We start from the raw sequence: 17,476 nt of genomic DNA, 5'->3' as shown, positions 1-17,476 counted from the left end.
GCCGGGGCCCTTCGTCGTTCCCGGACCGTGCCGTGCGCGAGACCGCCGCGTGCTCCGAACGCACCCACCCACCTGCCGGGAGGCACGCCTCGGCCCGCCACCGCGCCTCCCGTCCGCCACGCGCTCACGCAACGCCCCCCGGCAGCGACCGAGAGGTCGCGACCTGTCGTCCGGACGGTGCACACACGACGGTTGATGCCGGCCCGGCACCACGCACACGGCATGTCTTGACGACTCGAGGAGAAGACAGCTGAGGGCGAGTGGCGGAGCCACCCATCGCGGAGCGGCGCGTCGAAGGCGCAGACAAGCACGACGGAACGAACCGGCGAGGCGAGGAACGAGCCGAGCAAAGTCGACCCGAGTGGAGTGGAGCCTGGGAGAATCGAACTCCCGACATCCTGCTTGCAAAGCAGGCGCTCTACCAACTGAGCTAAGGCCCCGAGAGGACCAGCGTACTGGTCCCGGTGGGAAGTGGTGGGGCTACAAGGACTTGAACCTTGGACCTCTTCGTTATCAGCGAAGCGCTCTAACCGCCTGAGCTATAGCCCCTCAGACCGGATGAAAGCCTACCGCACGGATCTCGCAGAACGAAATCGAACGGATCGGCCCACCCGGCCCGGGTGTGTCAGTTGTTCGTGAAGCCCACGAGCAGGCCGCCCGTGATCCGCACACTGAGGTTGTAGAGGACGCTCACGATCGCGCCGAGCACGGTGCCGACGACCACGTTGAGGATGCCCACGACGATGGAGAACCCGAGCACCTGGCCCAGCGAGAACTGGTCCATGATCGAGTAACTGTTCTGACCGGTCACGTCCTTGAGCAGTGCGTCGACCTGGGTGAACACCCCCGTCTGGTTCAGGATGACCCACACCAGTGCCGTGGCGACCACGATCACGATGCTGCCGGCCAGGGCGATGAGGAAGCTCAGCTTCACCATCGACCAGAAGTCGAGGTAGACCAGTCGCAACCGCACCTGGCGGGTGCCGACGGGTCGCTTCGCCTTCTTCTGGAGCTTCTCGGCGACACTACTCATTGGTTGACTGGTCCTCTCCGGCCTCGTCTGCGACGGGCTCGGTTTCGATGGGATCAGTGGAGTCCGGGGCCGCTTCGGCAGGGCTGACCGTCTCCACCGGGCCCGCGGGCTCGATCTCGGCGTCGTCCTGGTCGACCAGGTTCCGCTCTGTGTTCCGGGCCACCGCGATGATCCGGTCGTTCTCCGCGAACCTCGCGAAGACGACCCCCATCGTGTCACGGCCCTTGGCGGGCACCTCGGCCACGGCAGACCTTACCACCTTGCCCGATTGCAGCACGACGAGCACCTCGTCGTCCTCACCGACGATGAGCGCACCGACCAGGTCGCCGCGGTCCACCGCCAACTTGGCCACCTTGATGCCCAGGCCGCCGCGGCCCTGCACCCGGTACTGGTCGACCGACGTGCGCTTGGCGTAGCCGCCCTCGGTCATGACCCAGACGAAGCCGCCGTTCGACACCACGCGTGCGGCGAGCAACGAGTCGCCCTGGCGGAAGGACATGCCCTTCACACCCGAGGTCGATCGACCCATCGGACGCAGGGTGTCGTTCGTCGCGGTGAAGCGGAGCGACATGCCCTGGCGCGAGACGAGCAGCAGGTCGTCGTGCTCGTCGACCAGCAGCGCCTGGCGGAGCTTGTCGCCGTCGCGCAGGTTGATCGCGATGATGCCGCCGGTCCGGTTCGTGTCGTACTCGGTCAGCGCCGTCTTCTTGACCAGACCGTGCTCGGTCGCCAGCACCAGGTACTGCGCGACCTCGTAGTCACGGATGTCCAGCACCTGCTGGATCTGCTCGTCGGGCTGCATCGCGAGCAAGTTGGCGACGTGCTGGCCCTTGGCATCGCGACCGGCCTCCTGCAGCTCGTACGCCTTGGCGCGGTACACCCGGCCCTGGTCGGTCAGGAACAGGAGCCAGTGGTGGGTCGTCGTGACGAAGAAGTGCTCGACGATGTCGTCGGCACGCAGCTGGGCGCCACGCACACCGCGGCCGCCGCGGTGCTGCGACCGGTACTGGTCGCTGCGCGTGCGCTTGACGTAGCCACCGCGGGTGATGGTGACGACCATCTCCTCTTCGGGGATCAGGTCTTCCATCGACATGTCGCCGTCGTAGCCGAGCATGATCTCGGTGCGGCGGTCGTCGCCGAAGCGGTCGACGATCTCGGTGAGCTCGTCGCGGATGATCGAGCGCTGGCGGCTCTCCGAACCCAGGATGTCCTGGAAGTCGGCGATCTTCCGCTCGAGCTCCTCGGCCTCGTCGTGGATCTTCTGTCGCTCGAGGGCGGCCAGACGACGGAGCTGCAGCTCGAGGATCGCACGCGCCTGGATCTCGTCGACGGACAGCAGGTCCATCAGACCGGTCCGAGCCTCTTCCACGTCGGGCGAGCGACGGATGAGCGCGATGACCTCGTCGAGGGCGTCGAGCGCCGCCAGGTAGCCGCGCAGGATGTGGGCGCGCTTCTCGGCCTCGCGCAGGCGGAACTGGGTGCGCCGGACGATGACGTCGATCTGGTGCGCGACCCACGCCGAGATGAAGCCGTCCAGGGGCAGCGTGCGCGGCACCCCGTCGACGATCGCGAGCATGTTCGCGCCGAAGTTCTCCTGCAGCTGCGTGTGCTTGTACAGGTTGTTCAGCACGACCTTGGCGACGGCGTCGCGCTTGAGCACGATGACCAGGCGCTGACCCGTGCGGCCGGAGGTCTCGTCGCGGATGTCCGCGACGCCGGCGAGCTTGCCGTCCTTGACGAGCTCGGCGATCTTGATCGCCAGGTTGTCCGGGTTCACCTGGTACGGGAGCTCGGTGACGACCAGGCAGGTGCGGCCCTGGATCTCCTCGACGTTGACGACCGCGCGCATCGTGATCGAGCCACGGCCGGTGCGGTAGGCGTCCTGGATGCCCTTCGTGCCGAGCACCTGGGCGCCGGTCGGGAAGTCCGGGCCCTTGATGCGCTGCATGAGCGCGGTGAGGAGTTCTTCCTGCGTGGCGTCCGGGTTCTCGAGCGCCCACTTCGCGCCCTCGGCGACCTCGCGCAGGTTGTGCGGCGGGATGTTCGTCGCCATGCCGACCGCGATGCCGACCGAGCCGTTGACGAGCAGGTTCGGGAACCGCGCCGGCAGGATGGCGGGCTCCTGGGTGCGGCCGTCGTAGTTGTCCTGGAAGTCGACGGTGTCCTCGTCGATGTCGCGGACCATCTCGAGCGCGAGCGGCGCCATCTTCGTCTCGGTGTACCGCGGGGCGGCGGCGCCGTCGTTGCCCGGCGAGCCGAAGTTGCCCTGGCCGAGCGCGAGCGGGTACCGGAGCGACCACGGCTGCACCAGGCGGACCAGGGCGTCGTAGATCGCGGAGTCACCGTGCGGGTGGAACTGGCCCATGACGTCACCGACGACTCGGGAGCACTTGGAGAACGCGCGGTCCGGGCGGTAGCCGCCGTCGAACATGGCGTAGATCACACGGCGGTGCACCGGCTTGAGACCGTCGCGGACCTCGGGCAGCGCACGACCGACGATGACCGACATCGCGTAGTCGAGGTACGACCGCTGCATCTCGAGCTGCAGGTCGACCTGCGAGATGCGGTCGCCGGAGACGACGATGTCCCCGCTGTCGCCGTGGACGATCTCGGGCTGCTCGTCGGCGCCGTTCTCGTTGTCGTCAGCCATGTGGCTTCGTTCCCTTTCTGAACAGCCTGGAGGCTGTGGTTCCGTTGGTCGCGCCGGGCGCGACCACAGGTGGTCAGGACTGGTCGACGCGGCTCACACCGCGCCTCCAGGCCTAGATGTCGAGGAAGCGGACGTCCTTGGCGTTCTGCTGGATGAACTGGCGACGGGCGTCGACGTCCTCGCCCATCAGCGTCGAGAAGACGCTGTCCACCGCGGCGGCGTCCTCGAGCGTGACCTGCAGGAGCGTGCGGGTGTCCGGGTTCATCGTGGTGTCCCAGAGCTCCTTGTAGTCCATCTCGCCCAGACCCTTGTAGCGCTGGATGCCGTTGTCCTTCGGGATCCGCTTGCCGGCCGCGATGCCCGACTGCATCAGGGCGTCGCGCTCCCGGTCGCTGAAGACGTACTCGTGCGCCGCGTTCGACCACTTCAGGCGGTACAGCGGCGGCTGAGCCAGGTAGACGTACCCGCGCTCGATGAGCGGACGCATGTAGCGGAACAGCAGCGTGAGCAGCAGCGTGGTGATGTGCTGGCCGTCGACGTCGGCGTCGGCCATCAGCACGATCTTGTGGTACCGGGCCTTGTCCGGGTCGAAGTCCTCGCCGATGCCGGCGCCGAACGCCGTGATCATCGACTGGATCTCCTGGTTCGCCAGGGCGCGGTCGAGCCGGGCCTTCTCGACGTTCAGGATCTTGCCGCGCAGGGGAAGGATCGCCTGCGTCATCGGGTTGCGGCCCTGCACGGCGGAACCGCCGGCGGAGTCACCCTCGACCATGAAGATCTCCGACAGGGTCGGGTCCTTCGACTGGCAGTCCTTGAGCTTGCCGGGCATGCCGCCCGACTCGAGCAGCCCCTTGCGGCGGGTGGTCTCGCGCGCCTTGCGGGCGGCGAGCCGGGCCTGCGACGCCTGGATCGCCTTGCGCACGACGTCGCGCGCCTGCGTCGGGTTGCTCTCGAACCAGTGGGTCAGCTCGGTGCCGACGACGCGCTGCACGAACGACTTCGCCTCGGTGTTGCCGAGCTTGGTCTTCGTCTGGCCCTCGAACTGCGGCTCGCCGAGCTTGACGGAGATGACGGCGGTCAGCCCTTCACGGATGTCGTCACCCGTCAGGTTGTCGTCCTTCTCCTTGATGATCTTCGCCTCGCGCGCGTAGCGGTTGACGAGGGTCGTGAGCGCGGCGCGGAAGCCCTCTTCGTGGGTGCCGCCCTCGTGCGTGTTGATCGTGTTCGCGAAGGTGTGGACGCTCTCCTGGTACGAGGTGTTCCACTGCATCGCGACCTCGAGCGCGATCTTGCGATCCGGGTCCTCGGCCTCGAAGCCGATGACGTCCGGGTGGACCAGGTCGGCCTTCTTCTGCGCGTTGATGAACTCGACGTAGTCGGCGAGACCGCGCTCGTACATGAAGGAGTCGTTGCGCGCTTCTTCCCCTTCTTCCGGGGTGCGCTCGTCACGCAGGTTGATGCGCAGGCCCTTGTTGAGGAATGCCATCTGCTGGAACCGCGTGCGCAGGGTCTCGTAGTCGAAGACGACGGTCTCGAAGATGTCGGCGTTCGGCCAGAACGTGATCGTGGTGCCGGTCTCGTCGGCGGGCTCGTCCTTCGAGACGGGCGCGACGGGCACACCGTCGGTGTAGCTCTGGCGCCAGACGTGGCCCTGTCGGCGCACCTCGACGTCGAGCTCCGAGCTCAGGGCGTTCACGACCGACGAGCCGACGCCGTGCAGACCGCCGGACACCGCGTACCCGCCGCCGCCGAACTTGCCGCCGGCGTGCAGCACGGTGAGCACGACCTGCAGCGTCGAGACGCCCTCGGCCGCGTGCGTGTCGACCGGGATGCCACGACCGTTGTCGACCACGCGGACACCGCCGTCCTCGCGGATGGTGACGTCGATGGTGTCGCAGTACCCGGCGAGGGCCTCGTCGACGGAGTTGTCGACGATCTCCTGCACCAGGTGGTGGAGGCCGCGCGGGCCGGTCGAACCGATGTACATGCCGGGGCGCTTGCGGACGGCTTCGAGCCCCTCGAGCACCTGGATCTGGTCGGCGCCGTAGGACGGTTCGCTCGTCGGGGCCGCCGGCTGTGGGGCCTCTTCGTTCAGCGGGGTCTGTCGGTCGTCGTCAGATGCTGATGCCATGTCGAGAGTGCTCCTGCCTGCGCGCGGAACACCCGCGCACTGCACTCCCCAGTCTACCGCAGAGCCCCCTCGATCGAGGGCTCATCCGGCCTGCAGACGGGCTTTTCTGGCACTGCAGGATGAATTCGTCGGCTCAACCGTAGGTGTCGCGGGGACCGCGCCCCTGGACCGTCCTGGGACCGCGTTTCCACGTGGGGGCGTCCGGGCCCGAAACCCGGATCGACTCGACCCCTGCTTCCGGGTGCCGCTCCGCGATGGTCGTCGTGACGCTCGCGCGCATGAGCCGGAGCTGGGTCGCCCAGGCCGTCGAGTCACACCGGATGACCAGGGCGCCGTCGTCGATCGTGACCGGCCGGGAGTGCTTGGCGAGCTCCTCACCGACCACGCTCGGCCAGTCGACGAAGAGCTCGGAGCGGGCGAGGGGCTCGATCCACCCGAGCTCCTGGGCGAGCGAACCGACGATGTCGGCGAGCCCCCTCGGCTCACGGCCGCGACCGTACGGCACGGTGTCGGCGTCGAACTCGCGCGAGCGGCGACGGCGCGCGTCGACGCCGCGCTTCGACGGGTCGCCGAACACCGCCCGGAGGTGGCGGTACACCTGCGACGGCTCGGTGGGCTTCCGGGGGCGGGGCATCAGGGCGCTTCCCCGTCAGGCGTCGGACGGGAGGCGCTGCTCGCCTCCGCCTCGTCCGTCACAATGGTCCCCGCCTCGATCCGCACCGTGTGCGCCGCGAGCCGGTCCGGCACGTCACCGTGCACGGCCGCGGTGATGAGGACCTGCTCGTAGTCCGCCACCGCGTTCGCCAGCCGTTCGCGCCGGGACTCGTCGAGCTCGGCGAACACGTCGTCGAGGATGATGATCGGGTCGCCCAGGCTCGACTCGGCACGCAGGATCGACGCGCTCGCGAGCTGGATCGCCAGCGCGAACGACCAGGACTCCCCGTGGCTCGCGTACCCGCGGGCAGGTAACCCGTTGAGCTGGAAGAGCACGTCGTCCCGGTGCGGCCCCACGAGGGTGAGACCGCGGTCGAGTTCGTCGCGTCGGCGACGCTCGAGGGCGGCCGCGAACGCCTCGGCCGCCGACGCGACCGTGACCGGCTCGTCGGGGGTCCCGAGCACGGGGTCGGTGGCCGCCGCGGACTCCGGGTCACCACCGCGGATCGACAGCACGCCGGTGATCGAGGCGTCGTGCTGCTCGCCGGCGACGGTGGCGTAGGCCTCCGCGACGAACGGAGCGAGCCGATGGGTCAGGTGGTCGCGTGCCGCCACGATCTCGGCGCCGAGGCCGACGAGCCGGTCGTCCCAGACGTCGAGCGTCGACAGGGCGTTCGCCTTGGCGCCGGTCGCACGGGCGGACTTGAGCAGGGTGTTCCGCTGCCGCAGGGTGCGGTCGTAGTCGGCGAGGACGCCCTGCATCCGCGGGGCGATCTGGCCGAGCAGCTCGTCGAGCATCCGGCGCCGCCCGGCGGGTTCGCCGCGCACGAGTGCCAGGTCCTCCGGGGCGAACAGCACGCTCGTGCAGTACCGCGGGAGCTCGCGGGGCTTGATCCCGGACCGGTTGACCTGGGCGCGGTTGGCCCCGGTGCGGTTGATCTGCACCTCGGCCAGGATGCTGCGGTCCTCGTGCGCCAGCCGGGCACGGACGATCGCCGCGTCGCAGCCCTGGCGGACGAGGGCTGCGTCGGTGGGCACGCGGTGCGAGCCGAGGGTCGAGAGGTACCCGATCGCCTCGACCAGGTTCGTCTTGCCCTGGCCGTTGCGGCCGACGAACAGGTTCGGCCCGCGTGCGAGGTCGACGTCCGCCTCCCGGTAGTTCCGGAAGTCGGTCAGTTGGAGGTGGTCGACGTGCACGCGGGCCGAGTCCGGGTCTCCCCGGGTGGTCCTAGGACTTCTTGACGGCGTGGCCGCCGAACTGGTTGCGGAGCGCCGCGACGGCCTTCATCGTCGGCGAGGCGCTGCCCTGCCGCGAGACGAAGCGCGCGAAGATCGACGCCGAGATCGTCGGCATCGGCACGGCGTGCTCGATCGCCTCCTCGACGGTCCAGCGACCCTCGCCGGAGTCCTCGACGTAGCCCTCGATGGCGGCGAGCTTCGGGTCCTCGTTCAGCGCGAGCACCATCAGGTCGAGCAGCCAGGAGCGCACGACGGTGCCGCGCTGCCAACCGGCGAAGACGGCGGGGACGTCGGTGATGATGTCCTTGGCCTCGAGGAGCTCGTAGCCCTCGCCGTACGCCTGCATGATGGCGTACTCGATGCCGTTGTGGACCATCTTGGCGTAGTGGCCGGCGCCGATCGGGCCGGCGTGCGAGAAGCCCTCCTCGCGGGGGCCCTCGGGACGCAGCGCGTCGAAGACGGGCATGGCGAACTCGACGTCCGCCGCGTCACCGCCGACCATCAGGCCGTAGCCGTTGTCCTTGCCCCAGACACCGCCCGAGACGCCGGCGTCCATGTAGCGGATGCCACGGGCACCGAGCTGCTCGGCGTGCTTCGTGTCGTCGAGCCACTTCGAGTTGCCGCCGTCGATGACCAGGTCACCCTCGCCCAGCACGCCGGCCAGGTCGGTGATGACGTCGTCGGTGATCTTGCCGTGCGGCACCATCACCCAGACGAGACGCTTGCCCTCGGGCAGGGCTGCTGCCAGGGCGCCGAGGTCGGCGACGTCGGAGACGGCGGGGTTGGCGTCGTAACCGGTGACCTCGATCCCTGCGTTGCGGAGACGGGCACGCATGTTGTTGCCCATGCGACCGAGGCCGACAAGACCGATGTGCATGATTTCCTCTTCTGTTCGTCGTCGCGCTGATGCTGCCGGTGGTGTGCGCCAGCGCAGGTTGCCTGTTGCGCCTATCGCAGCAGCAGGTTGGGCTGCAGCAGGTACCGGTAACCGTCGGTCGCTGCGGCCTCTTGCGAAGTCTGGCCGGTGATCAGCACCGGGCCCGGCTTGTTGGGGTTCTCCGTCTTGGTGAAGGAGATGCGGACGAACTCGGAGTGCACCGCGTTCAGTCCGTCCAGGAGGAAGGCGGGCTTCAACGAGACCACCGTTTCCTCGCCGGTCAACAACGCACTGATCGACTCTGACGCCTGCGCTTGTTCGGATCCGATCGCCTCGAGCGTGAGCCCGTCGACCGTGAAGGAGAACCGGAGCGCCGCTTCGCGCTCCAGGACGAGGGAGACCCGTCGGACCGCTTCGACGAGCTCCGCGGTGTTGATCACCGCGTGGTCGTTGACGGTCTCGGGGAAGAGCCGGCGGACCGGCGGGTAGTTGCCCTTGATGAGCAGCGAGGTGACGGTCTTGTCGTCGGCGTGGAACGCGATGAGCTCGCGGTCCGAGCTCCCGCTGATCGACACCGAGACGGTGGACGCCGAACCGAAGGTCCGGCCGACCTCCTGCAGGGTGCGGGCCGGGACGAGCGCGTGCAGCGGGTCCGAACCGACGCGGCCGGAGTCCCACGCGATGGTGCGGACGGCGACGCGGTAGCGGTCCGTGGCGATCAGGGACAGGTCGTTGTCGCCGACCTCGAGCTGCACACCCGTTATGACCGGGGTGACGTCGTCGCGACTGGCGGCGACGGCCACCTGCGAGACGGCCTCCGAGAAGGCGTCGCCGGGGATGACACCGGTCTGCGGTCCGATCTCCGGCAGCGTCGGGTACTCCTCGACCGGCATGGACAGCAGCGTGAAGTGCGCCGATCCGCAGGTCACCGAGATCTTGGCGTCCTCGGTCGTGAACGTGACGGGGGCGTTCGGCAGCCGGCTCGCGATGTCGTTCAGCAGGCGGCCCGAGACCAGGACCGTGCCCGGGTCGTCGATCTGCGCCGAGATGGACGTCTGCGCCGAGACCTCGTAGTCGAACGACGACAACGTCAGGCGATCGCCGTCGGCGTGGATGAGGACGCCCGACAGGATCGGGAGGGTCGTGCGCTGTGGGAGGAGCTTCACCGCGAAGGAGACGGCTTCGGAGAAGACGTCCCGGTTGACCTCGAACTTCACAGCTGGAACCCCTGTCGATCGGCTTGGACTGTCCGGCCGCCCCATTCTGGCACAGGCGGACGAGGGCCGGATTTCTTGTCATCCCGCCGTCCACAAGGTTGTCCCGCGGAGATGGATCGTTAACCAGGAGTAATGGTGTTAACGCCTGTGCACACTGTGGATAACCCTGTGCATCCCGCTCCGCCGTAGGGAACTACACGGTTGTGACTTGTGGGCGGCCTGTGAGCACCACTGGGATGAAGGATTGTCATCTATCCACTTCCATCCCCAGATTCCACAGGTGCCCCTCCAGCTGTGAACAACCGGGCGGCGTGTCCTCCACAGTTATCCACAGGCTTTCCACACTGTGAGAACTCCGGCCCATGGAACCGTCTCAGATGGTGGACGGTGCCGGATCGGCGCTGATCTCAGCGGTACCGGCGGTCCTGCTTGATGCGGCTGGTGAGCTCGGTGACCTGGTTGTAGATCGACCGCCGCTCCTTCATCAGCTCGGTGATCTTCTTGTTCGCGTACATCACGGTGGTGTGGTCGCGGTTGCCGAACAGCTGCCCGATCTTCGGCAGGGACAGGCTCGTCAGCTCGCGGCAGAGGTACATCGCGATCTGCCGTGCGGTGGCGATGGCCTGCGAGCGGGAGGACCCGTACAGGTCGTCGACGGAGAGCTTGAAGTACTCCGCGGTGTGGTTGATGATGTCCGTCGGCGCGACCACGTTGTCCTCGTCGAGGGTGATCAGGTCCTTGAGGACGGTCTGCACGAGGGCCATGTCGACGGCGGTGCGGTTGAGGCTCGCGAACGCGGTCACGCGGATGAGCGTCCCCTCGAGTTCGCGGATGTTGCTGGACACCTTCGACGCCATGAACTCGAGGATGTCGTCGGGCACCTGCAGGTGGTCGGACTGGGCCTTCTTGCGCAGGATCGCGATGCGGGTCTCGAGCTCGGGCGCCTGCACGTCGGTGATCAGGCCCCACTCGAAGCGGGAGCGCATGCGGTCCTCGAAGCCGGTCAGGTGCTTCGGTGCCACGTCCGACGTGATGACGACCTGCTTGTTGTGGTCGTGCAACGTGTTGAACGTGTGGAAGAAGGCCTCCTGCGTCGAGTCCTTGCCCTGGAGGAACTGGATGTCGTCGATGAGCAGGATGTCGATGTCGCGGTAGCGCTGCTGGAACTGGTTCGACCGGTTGTTCGCGATCGAGTTGATGAAGTCGTTCGTGAACTCCTCGCTCGACACGTACCGGACGCGGATCCCCGGGTAGAGGCTCTCGGCGTAGTGCCCGATGGCGTGGAGCAGGTGGGTCTTGCCCAACCCGGAGTCGCCGTAGATGAACAGCGGGTTGTAGGCCTTGGCGGGCGCCTCGGCCACAGCGACCGCCGCGGCGTGGGCGAACCGGTTCGACGAGCCGATGACGAAGTTGTCGAAGTTGTACTTCGGGTTCAGCCGCGACTCAGGGCGACCGCCGGTGCCCGGGGAGTCGATCTGGCTCGGGACGAACGGCGCCTCGATGTACTGGCGCGGGGCCGCACTCTGCTCGACGGCTTCCTGCACGGGCTCGGCGTACTCGGGCACGTTCGGGTCGACGCGCGGCTCGGACGCCATGTCCGGGTTCACCGTGATGGCGAAGTTCGCGACCGAGTCGTCGCCGATGCGTCCGACGGCCTCGGTGATCGGGATGCGGATGCGCTGTTCGAGCATCCCCCGGGTCAGGTCGTTCGGCACCTCGAGGTACAGGGTGCCGGCCAGCACGCCCTTCGGCTCGACGAGGTTGAGGAACCCGTGGAGCTGCGGGGTGATGCGGGGGTCCTCGGCGAGGAGTCCGAGTACGGATGACCAGAGGTCCTCGACGGGGTCGGCCGGCATCGTCATGTCGCGCTCGTCTCCAGGGTCGTGTCGTGCGTTCGCTGCCGGGCGAGGGTGCGCCCTGCGGGGTCGGACATGGTGTGGCGTCCTGGGCGACCGCACTCGGACCGGGTCGTCGCCGGCGGTTCGTCGGTGGCTCCTGGGGCTTCGTCGTCGCTCCGTCGCCGCGGAGGTTCCCACAGGGTTGTCCACAGTCTTGTCCACGATGGCTCCGTGTCCTCCGACAGGAGTACTTCCCTGTCGTACCGGGCCGGAGAGCCGATCGATCCCCCCACTGTAAAGGACCGGACGCAACCGCACCGAACGGAAGTTCTCCCCAATGTGGAGAATTGCCTCGGGCGACCGCCACCGGTGGTCGGGGCCACCGGACGGTCAGGCGGGGTTTGACCTGCCCGTCCCCGTCACGTACCGTTAACCAGTTGACTGCGGCCGTTCGGTCGCGCCCATCTGCGCCGTTCGACACCCGGACGGCTACACGTACGTGACGGCTCGCCGCGAGCAGCCGTGTGGAGAACATCATGAGCAAGCGCACCTTCCAGCCGAACAACCGTCGTCGCGCCAAGAAGCACGGCTTCCGCCTCCGCATGCGGACGCGTGCCGGCCGCGCCATCCTGTCGGCGCGTCGCGCCAAGGGCCGCACCGAGCTCTCGGCCTGATCAGCCTCTTCCGCCTGATCCGGTCCTCGGTCTGACCCCGGCGTCGCAGTGTTGGCCAGCGCCAACCGCATCGTCCGCGGGGACGACTACCGGAACGTCGTGCGTCGTGGTCGCAAGAGCGCCACGGCGCACGTCGTCGTGTCCGTGGTCCGTCAACCGGCGGACCACCGCGGCCCGACGCGGTTCGGGTTCATCGTCGCGAAGACGGTGGGCAACGCCGTGACCCGGAACCTGATCAGACGGCGGTGCAAGGCGATCGCCCACGACCTGCTCGTCGGAGCCCCCGAGGGGTTCGACGTGGTGGTCCGCGTACTGCCAGCCGCATCGCAGGCCGGATGGCCTACCCTGCTCGAAGACGTCACGCGCTCCTTCGCGCGCGGGATGGAGAAGGCAGCATGAACCGCACTCTGTGGACCCGGCTGGCCTGGGTCGTCGCGTTGCTCCCACGCAACGCGTGCGTCGTCGTGCTCCGGGCCTACCGTGCGGTGATCTCCCCGCTGTACGGCAACGTCTGCCGCTACCACCCGTCGTGCTCCCGGTACGCCCTCGAAGCGATCCAGCAGTACGGCGTCGTACGTGGGACCGCCAAGGGCGCCTGGCGCATCGCCCGCTGCAACCCCTGGGCTGCAGGTGGCATCGACGACGTGCAGGAACGCCGTCGCCCCTTCGTCGTCAACCGGTTCGGGTTCGTCCTCGCGCCGATCCCGCAGCAGCCGCACCCCGCGGTCGGAACGGCCCGGCCGGTCCTGCTCCCCCAGCGCACTCGAAAGGCGTAGCCGTCCCCATGGACATCATCGGAACGCTCCTCTGGCCGCTCAAGTGGGTGGTCTCGGCCATCCTCGTCGGCTTCCACTGGATCTTCGAGACCATCGGCATGGACCCCGGCGCGGGCGTGACCTGGGTCCTCTCGATCATCTTCCTGACGTTCGTGGTCCGTGCCGCGCTCATCCCGATCTTCGTGCGGCAGATCAAGTCGCAGCGCCGCATGCTCGAGGTCGCGCCGCAGCTCAAGAAGATCCAGGACAAGTACAAGGGCAAGAAGGACCAGTTCTCGCGTGAGGCCATGAGCCGCGAGACCATGGCGCTCTACAAGGAGACCGGGACCAACCCGCTCAGCTCCTGCCTGCCGCTGCTGCTGCAGATGCCGATCTTCTTCTCGCTGTACTCCGTGCTGCACGAGGCCCAGATCAACCAAAAGGGCATCGGCCTGCTCACGAACGACCTCGCGGCGTCGTTCGGCAACGCGGCCCTGTTCGGGGCGCCGCTGCACGAGACGTTCACGAACGCCTCCGGGTGGGAGGTCCGCGTCATCGCGGGCGTCATGATCGTCGTGATGACCGCCTCGCAGTTCATCACGCAGCTGCAGCTCGTCGCGAAGAACATGTCGCCGGAGACCAAGGAGTCTCCGATGTACCGCCAGCAGAAGATGATGCTGTACATCCTCCCGCTGGTCTTCATCATCTCGGGCCTGAGCTTCCCCCTCGGTGTCATGTTCTACTGGCTCGCCTCGAACGTCTGGACGATGGCGCAGCAGTACTTCGTCATCCGCAGCATGCCGACGCCCGGCTCCGAAGCAGCGCTCGCGCGTGAGGCCCGTCTGGCGAAGAAGGCCCAGCGTCGCGGGACCGCGACCCCGGTGCTCGCCGAGGCCGGCGCCGGTGCCGGTGCGGCCGAGATCGAGGCCGTGCGCGTGACCACCCAGCGTCAGCAGCCGGTCGGCAAGCAGCGCTCGAAGAAGAACGGGAAGAAGTAAGTGACCGAGCAGGACACCGCCGCGGCCGTCGACACCACCGAGGCCGAGGACGCCCGCGACGAAGCGGACATCGCCGCGGACTACATCGAGGAACTCCTCGACATCTGCGACCTCGACGGCGACCTGGAGATCGAGGAGCGCGGCGGCCGCGTGTACCTGTCGGTCACGGACGACGGAGAGGCGCTTCGCGTGCTGTCCAAGCCGGACACTGTGACGGCGCTGCAGGAGCTCACCCGCATCGCCGTGCAGGCGGAGACCGGCGAGTTCAGCCGACTCATCCTGGACGTCGGCGGATCGCGGGACGCCCGCGCCGAGGAGCTGCAGCGCCTGGTCGACACGGCCGTGGAGCGCATCGAGGGGGGCTCGGCGACCGCGGCACTCCCCCCGATGTCGTCGTACGAGCGCAAGCTGGTGCACGACCTGGTGGCCGAGAAGGGCTTCCACTCTGAGTCCGAGGGCGAGGGTCGGGACCGCCACACGGTCGTCACCCGATGACGGACGCACCCGTCCCCACCGAGGAGGCGCCGGCGCTCGAGGTCGAGCCCCCCGCCGCGGTCACGCTCTTCGGTGACCGGATCGACCTCGCACGCTCGTTCACGAACGAGCTCGCTCGACGAGGCGAGGAACTGGGCTTGATCGGCCCGCTCGAACTGCCTCGGCTGTGGACGCGACACATCCTCAATTCCGCGCTGCTGGCACCCCTCCTGGAGGCCCGTGGCCGCGTTGCCGACGTCGGCTCCGGAGCCGGCCTCCCCGGCCTCGTGCTCGCGATCGCCCGTCCGGATGTCGAGTTCTCGCTCATCGAACCGATGGAGCGCCGGACCGACTGGCTCCGGAGCGAGGCCGACCGCCTCGGGCTCGAGAACGTCACCGTGGTCCGCGGCCGAGCTGAGGACGTCGCGGACGACATCGTTGCCGACCAGGTCACAGCACGCGCGGTGAGTGCGCTCTCGAAGCTCATCCCGCTCACGGTGCCGCTCGCCCGGTCCGGCGGGCAGCTCATCCTCATGAAGGGTGCGCGGGTCGACGAGGAGATCGAGAAGGCGCGGAAGGTGATCCTCCGGAAGCGCCTCGCTGATGTCGAGGTACTCGAGCTCGGGGACGGTGTGGTCACCGAGACCACGCGGGTCTTCCGGGCTACAGTTGACTGACGCTGCGGCGCGGGTCGGTTCATCCGGCCGCCAGTGGCCCCGCGTTCCACGTGAAACACTGAACCGGGGAAGAGGCACTCGTTGAGTTCATCGACCAACTACGACGCATCGACGCCACTCGCCCGAGAGATCGCCGACCTGAACCGTCGTCGACGGGCGATCGCAACACAGCAGTTCCCGCTGCCCTCCGAGACCCGGATCATCACCGTCTCGAACCAGAAGGGCGGCGTCGGCAAGACGACGACGACGGTCAACCTCGCCGCCGGACTCGCCCACGGCGGCGCGCGCGTGCTGGTGATCGACCTCGACCCGCAGGGGAACGCGTCCACCGCGCTCGGTGTGGACCACCAGGCCGAGGTCGCGAGCATCTACGACGTCATCGTCGACGAGGCTCCCATGGCGGACACGGTGCAGGCCTCCCCCGAGTCGGACACCCTGTGGTGCGTGCCGGCGACGATCCACCTCGCCGGGGCCGAGATCGAGTTGGTCTCCCTGGTCGCTCGTGAGCAGCGTCTCCGGACCGCCCTCGAGATGTACCTGCAGTCGCTCGACGAGCCGTACCACTACGTCTTCATCGACTGCCCACCGTCGCTCGGCCTGCTCACGATCAACGCGTTCGTCGCCGCGCAAGAGGTCCTCATCCCGATCCAGTGCGAGTACTACGCGCTCGAAGGGCTGAGCCAGCTGCTGCGGAACATCGAGCTCATCGAGCGGCACCTCAACCCGAAGCTCCGGGTCTCGACGATCCTGCTCACGATGTACGACAGCCGCACGAACCTGTCGAACCAGGTGGCGAACGACGTCCGGGAGCACTTCGGCAGCCAGGTCTTGCAGGCCATGATCCCCCGATCCGTCCGCGTCAGCGAGGCCCCGAGCTACGGGCAGAGCGTCGTGGCGTACGACGTGAACTCCACCGGGTCGCTCTCCTACCTGGAAGCGGCCGCCGAGATCGCAGCACGAGGAGCGAAGCACTGATGGCACCCAAGCGAACCGGCCTCGGCCGCGGTATCGGCGCACTCATCCCGACCGCGACGGAGCAGCAGGACCGTCCGGTCGACGTCTTCTTCCCTACCGGTGGATCGCCGGCATCGCCGTCCGCGGCACCGACGGCCGATGAACTGGTGGCCGTGCCGGGTGCGCGTCTCGCCAACCTCAACCCGCTCGACGTCGTGCCGAACGCGCAGCAGCCCCGCAAGGAGTTCCGCGAAGAGGAGCTCCAGGAGCTCGTGCACTCGATCCGGGAAATCGGTGTGCTCCAGCCCATCGTCGTCCGTCCGATCGCGGGCGCCACGGGGACGGAGCCGCAGTACGAGCTCATCATGGGTGAGCGGCGTCTGCGCGCGACGAAGGAACTCGGGCTCAGCACGATCCCAGCGATCGTCAAGGACACACCGGACGACGCCATGCTCCGGGACGCGCTCCTCGAGAACCTGCACCGCGCGCAGCTCAACCCGCTGGAAGAGGCGTCGGCGTACCAGCAGCTCCTCGCGGACTTCGGGATCACCCAAGAGCAGCTCGGGCAGCGGATCGGCCGCTCGCGCCCGCAGATCACGAACACCATCCGTCTGCTGCGGCTCCCCTCCCCCGTGCAGCGTCGCGTCGCTGCAGGTGTGCTGTCTGCCGGGCACGCTCGTGCCATCCTCGCCGCTCCGGATGCGGAGGCGATGGAGTACCTCGCCGAGAAGATCGTGAACGAGGACCTGTCCGTCCGTGCGGCGGAGGCCATCGCCCAGCAGCTGTCGTCGAAGACCCCGCCGAAGCAGGTGACGCAGCCGAACAAGCGGCAGGCGCACTTCGACGACCTGGCCGAGCGGATCGGCGATCGGCTCAACACCCGTGTCAAGATTGCCGTCGGTGCGCGGAAGAATTCTGTGACGATCGACTTCGCGAATGGCGACGACCTGAACCGGATCCTCGGCGAGCTGGGCATCAGCGACGTCTCGAGCTGAGGCGTCGGCGCGACGTCTCAGCGATCCCGCCGCCTTCGCCGCTCTCGCCGCGGGCGGTGTTCCACGTGGAACGCTTCCCCGTGCGCAGGCCAGATGATGGTGCTGCACGGGCCCCGATGCTGTGCCGCGCTGTCCCTGTCAACAGGTGCTGGCGGGACGTCTTGAGTGATGTCTGCGCCACAAATGAACGGGGCGCATGCACCGTTGAGGGGTTCTGATCGCGTCGATTGGTGTGCGACGGCAGGCGCACGGCTGGTTCTTGCTCCAACCCCGAGAGCCGCACGGCTCTGTGGTGTCACGCAGCGCCTGA

The 17,476-nt window shown here is 68.1% G+C and carries 16 protein-coding genes and 2 tRNA genes; 8 read left to right on the top strand and 10 right to left on the bottom strand.

The window, feature by feature from the left end:
- Positions 1 to 367: 367 nt before the first annotated feature.
- The 10 genes from LEL83_RS12270 to dnaA form a co-directional block, all read right to left on the bottom strand.
- Positions 368 to 440: transfer RNA gene (locus LEL83_RS12270), tRNA-Ala, on the bottom strand.
- 32 nt (positions 441 to 472) lie between these two features.
- A tRNA-Ile gene (locus LEL83_RS12265) sits at positions 473 to 549 on the bottom strand.
- Positions 550 to 625: 76 nt separating this feature from the next.
- Entirely contained in the window at positions 626 to 1,033 is a 408-nt protein-coding gene (locus tag LEL83_RS12260) for a DUF3566 domain-containing protein (protein WP_071258606.1), read from the bottom strand.
- Positions 1,026 to 3,683 (bottom strand): DNA gyrase subunit A, encoded by a 2,658-nt coding sequence (gene gyrA, locus LEL83_RS12255; protein ID WP_198657187.1) that lies wholly within the window; start codon positions 3,681 to 3,683, stop codon positions 1,026 to 1,028. The genes LEL83_RS12260 and gyrA overlap by 8 nt, the downstream gene beginning before the upstream one ends.
- A gap of 112 nt (positions 3,684 to 3,795) precedes the next feature.
- On the bottom strand, positions 3,796 to 5,814 hold the full coding sequence (gene gyrB, locus LEL83_RS12250; RefSeq protein ID WP_198657186.1) for a DNA topoisomerase (ATP-hydrolyzing) subunit B: 2,019 nt from the start codon (positions 5,812 to 5,814) through the stop codon (positions 3,796 to 3,798).
- 133 nt (positions 5,815 to 5,947) lie between these two features.
- A complete protein-coding gene (locus LEL83_RS12245) occupies positions 5,948 to 6,448 on the bottom strand; it encodes a DciA family protein (protein WP_198657185.1) in 501 nt (166 codons plus the stop codon).
- On the bottom strand, positions 6,448 to 7,665 hold the full coding sequence (recF, locus tag LEL83_RS12240) for a DNA replication/repair protein RecF (RefSeq protein ID WP_225559023.1): 1,218 nt from the start codon (positions 7,663 to 7,665) through the stop codon (positions 6,448 to 6,450). Before recF ends, LEL83_RS12245 begins: the two co-directional genes overlap by 1 nt.
- Positions 7,666 to 7,696: 31 nt before the next feature.
- A complete protein-coding gene (gene gnd / locus LEL83_RS12235) occupies positions 7,697 to 8,584 on the bottom strand; it encodes a phosphogluconate dehydrogenase (NAD(+)-dependent, decarboxylating) (protein WP_198657183.1) in 888 nt (295 codons plus the stop codon).
- Between the two features lie 71 nt (positions 8,585 to 8,655).
- Entirely contained in the window at positions 8,656 to 9,801 is a 1,146-nt protein-coding gene (gene dnaN / locus LEL83_RS12230) for a DNA polymerase III subunit beta (RefSeq protein ID WP_225559022.1), read from the bottom strand.
- A 407-nt stretch (positions 9,802 to 10,208) separates the two neighbouring features.
- Positions 10,209 to 11,663 carry a chromosomal replication initiator protein DnaA gene (gene dnaA / locus LEL83_RS12225; protein WP_198657181.1) on the bottom strand — a complete coding sequence of 485 codons (1,455 nt, stop codon included), beginning with the start codon at positions 11,661 to 11,663 and terminating at the stop codon, positions 10,209 to 10,211.
- A gap of 512 nt (positions 11,664 to 12,175) precedes the next feature.
- Between dnaA and rpmH the strand changes: the two genes are divergently transcribed.
- From rpmH to LEL83_RS12185, 8 genes are all read left to right on the top strand, one after another.
- Complete coding sequence (gene rpmH, locus LEL83_RS12220; protein ID WP_022889115.1) at positions 12,176 to 12,313, top strand: 50S ribosomal protein L34; 138 nt, start codon at positions 12,176 to 12,178, stop codon at positions 12,311 to 12,313.
- A 48-nt stretch (positions 12,314 to 12,361) separates the two neighbouring features.
- Positions 12,362 to 12,712: a ribonuclease P protein component gene (gene rnpA, locus LEL83_RS12215; protein WP_225559021.1), complete on the top strand. Its 351-nt coding sequence runs from the start codon at positions 12,362 to 12,364 to the stop codon at positions 12,710 to 12,712.
- Positions 12,709 to 13,089, top strand: a complete 381-nt coding sequence (gene yidD / locus LEL83_RS12210; protein ID WP_198657179.1) for a membrane protein insertion efficiency factor YidD — start codon at positions 12,709 to 12,711, stop codon at positions 13,087 to 13,089. Before rnpA ends, yidD begins: the two co-directional genes overlap by 4 nt.
- A gap of 8 nt (positions 13,090 to 13,097) precedes the next feature.
- Positions 13,098 to 14,066, top strand: a complete 969-nt coding sequence (yidC, locus tag LEL83_RS12205; RefSeq protein WP_225559020.1) for a membrane protein insertase YidC — start codon at positions 13,098 to 13,100, stop codon at positions 14,064 to 14,066.
- On the top strand, positions 14,067 to 14,561 hold the full coding sequence (locus tag LEL83_RS12200) for a Jag family protein (RefSeq protein WP_225559019.1): 495 nt from the start codon (positions 14,067 to 14,069) through the stop codon (positions 14,559 to 14,561).
- Positions 14,558 to 15,217, top strand: a complete 660-nt coding sequence (gene rsmG, locus LEL83_RS12195) for a 16S rRNA (guanine(527)-N(7))-methyltransferase RsmG (protein ID WP_225559018.1) — start codon at positions 14,558 to 14,560, stop codon at positions 15,215 to 15,217. The genes LEL83_RS12200 and rsmG overlap by 4 nt, the downstream gene beginning before the upstream one ends.
- Positions 15,218 to 15,298: 81 nt before the next feature.
- Positions 15,299 to 16,192: a ParA family protein gene (locus LEL83_RS12190; protein ID WP_269802230.1), complete on the top strand. Its 894-nt coding sequence runs from the start codon at positions 15,299 to 15,301 to the stop codon at positions 16,190 to 16,192.
- Complete coding sequence (locus tag LEL83_RS12185) at positions 16,192 to 17,166, top strand: ParB/RepB/Spo0J family partition protein (RefSeq protein WP_225559017.1); 975 nt, start codon at positions 16,192 to 16,194, stop codon at positions 17,164 to 17,166. The genes LEL83_RS12190 and LEL83_RS12185 overlap by 1 nt, the downstream gene beginning before the upstream one ends.
- Positions 17,167 to 17,476 lie beyond the last annotated feature (310 nt).

This window comes from Curtobacterium oceanosedimentum (assembly GCF_020297365.1).
Taxonomy (GTDB): Bacteria; Actinomycetota; Actinomycetes; order Actinomycetales; family Microbacteriaceae; genus Curtobacterium.
Note: the sequence above shows the minus strand (reverse complement) of the source record. Positions and strands in the feature narration are given on the sequence as shown.

Bases quoted from the DNA above. Each gene is read 5' to 3' on its own strand.
- LEL83_RS12260 (WP_071258606.1), bottom strand. From the start codon at position 1,033: ATGAGTAGTGTCGCCGAGAAGCTCCAGAAGAAGGCGAAGCGACCCGTC.
- gyrA (WP_198657187.1), bottom strand. From the start codon at position 3,683: ATGGCTGACGACAACGAGAACGGCGCCGACGAGCAGCCCGAGATCGTC.
- gyrB (WP_198657186.1), bottom strand. From the start codon at position 5,814: ATGGCATCAGCATCTGACGACGACCGACAGACCCCGCTGAACGAAGAG.
- LEL83_RS12245 (WP_198657185.1), bottom strand. From the start codon at position 6,448: ATGCCCCGCCCCCGGAAGCCCACCGAGCCGTCGCAGGTGTACCGCCAC.
- gnd (WP_198657183.1), bottom strand. From the start codon at position 8,584: ATGCACATCGGTCTTGTCGGCCTCGGTCGCATGGGCAACAACATGCGT.
- dnaA (WP_198657181.1), bottom strand. From the start codon at position 11,663: ATGACGATGCCGGCCGACCCCGTCGAGGACCTCTGGTCATCCGTACTC.
- rpmH (WP_022889115.1), top strand. From the start codon at position 12,176: ATGAGCAAGCGCACCTTCCAGCCGAACAACCGTCGTCGCGCCAAGAAG.
- yidD (WP_198657179.1), top strand. From the start codon at position 12,709: ATGAACCGCACTCTGTGGACCCGGCTGGCCTGGGTCGTCGCGTTGCTC.
- yidC (WP_225559020.1), top strand. From the start codon at position 13,098: ATGGACATCATCGGAACGCTCCTCTGGCCGCTCAAGTGGGTGGTCTCG.
- rsmG (WP_225559018.1), top strand. From the start codon at position 14,558: ATGACGGACGCACCCGTCCCCACCGAGGAGGCGCCGGCGCTCGAGGTC.
- LEL83_RS12185 (WP_225559017.1), top strand. From the start codon at position 16,192: ATGGCACCCAAGCGAACCGGCCTCGGCCGCGGTATCGGCGCACTCATC.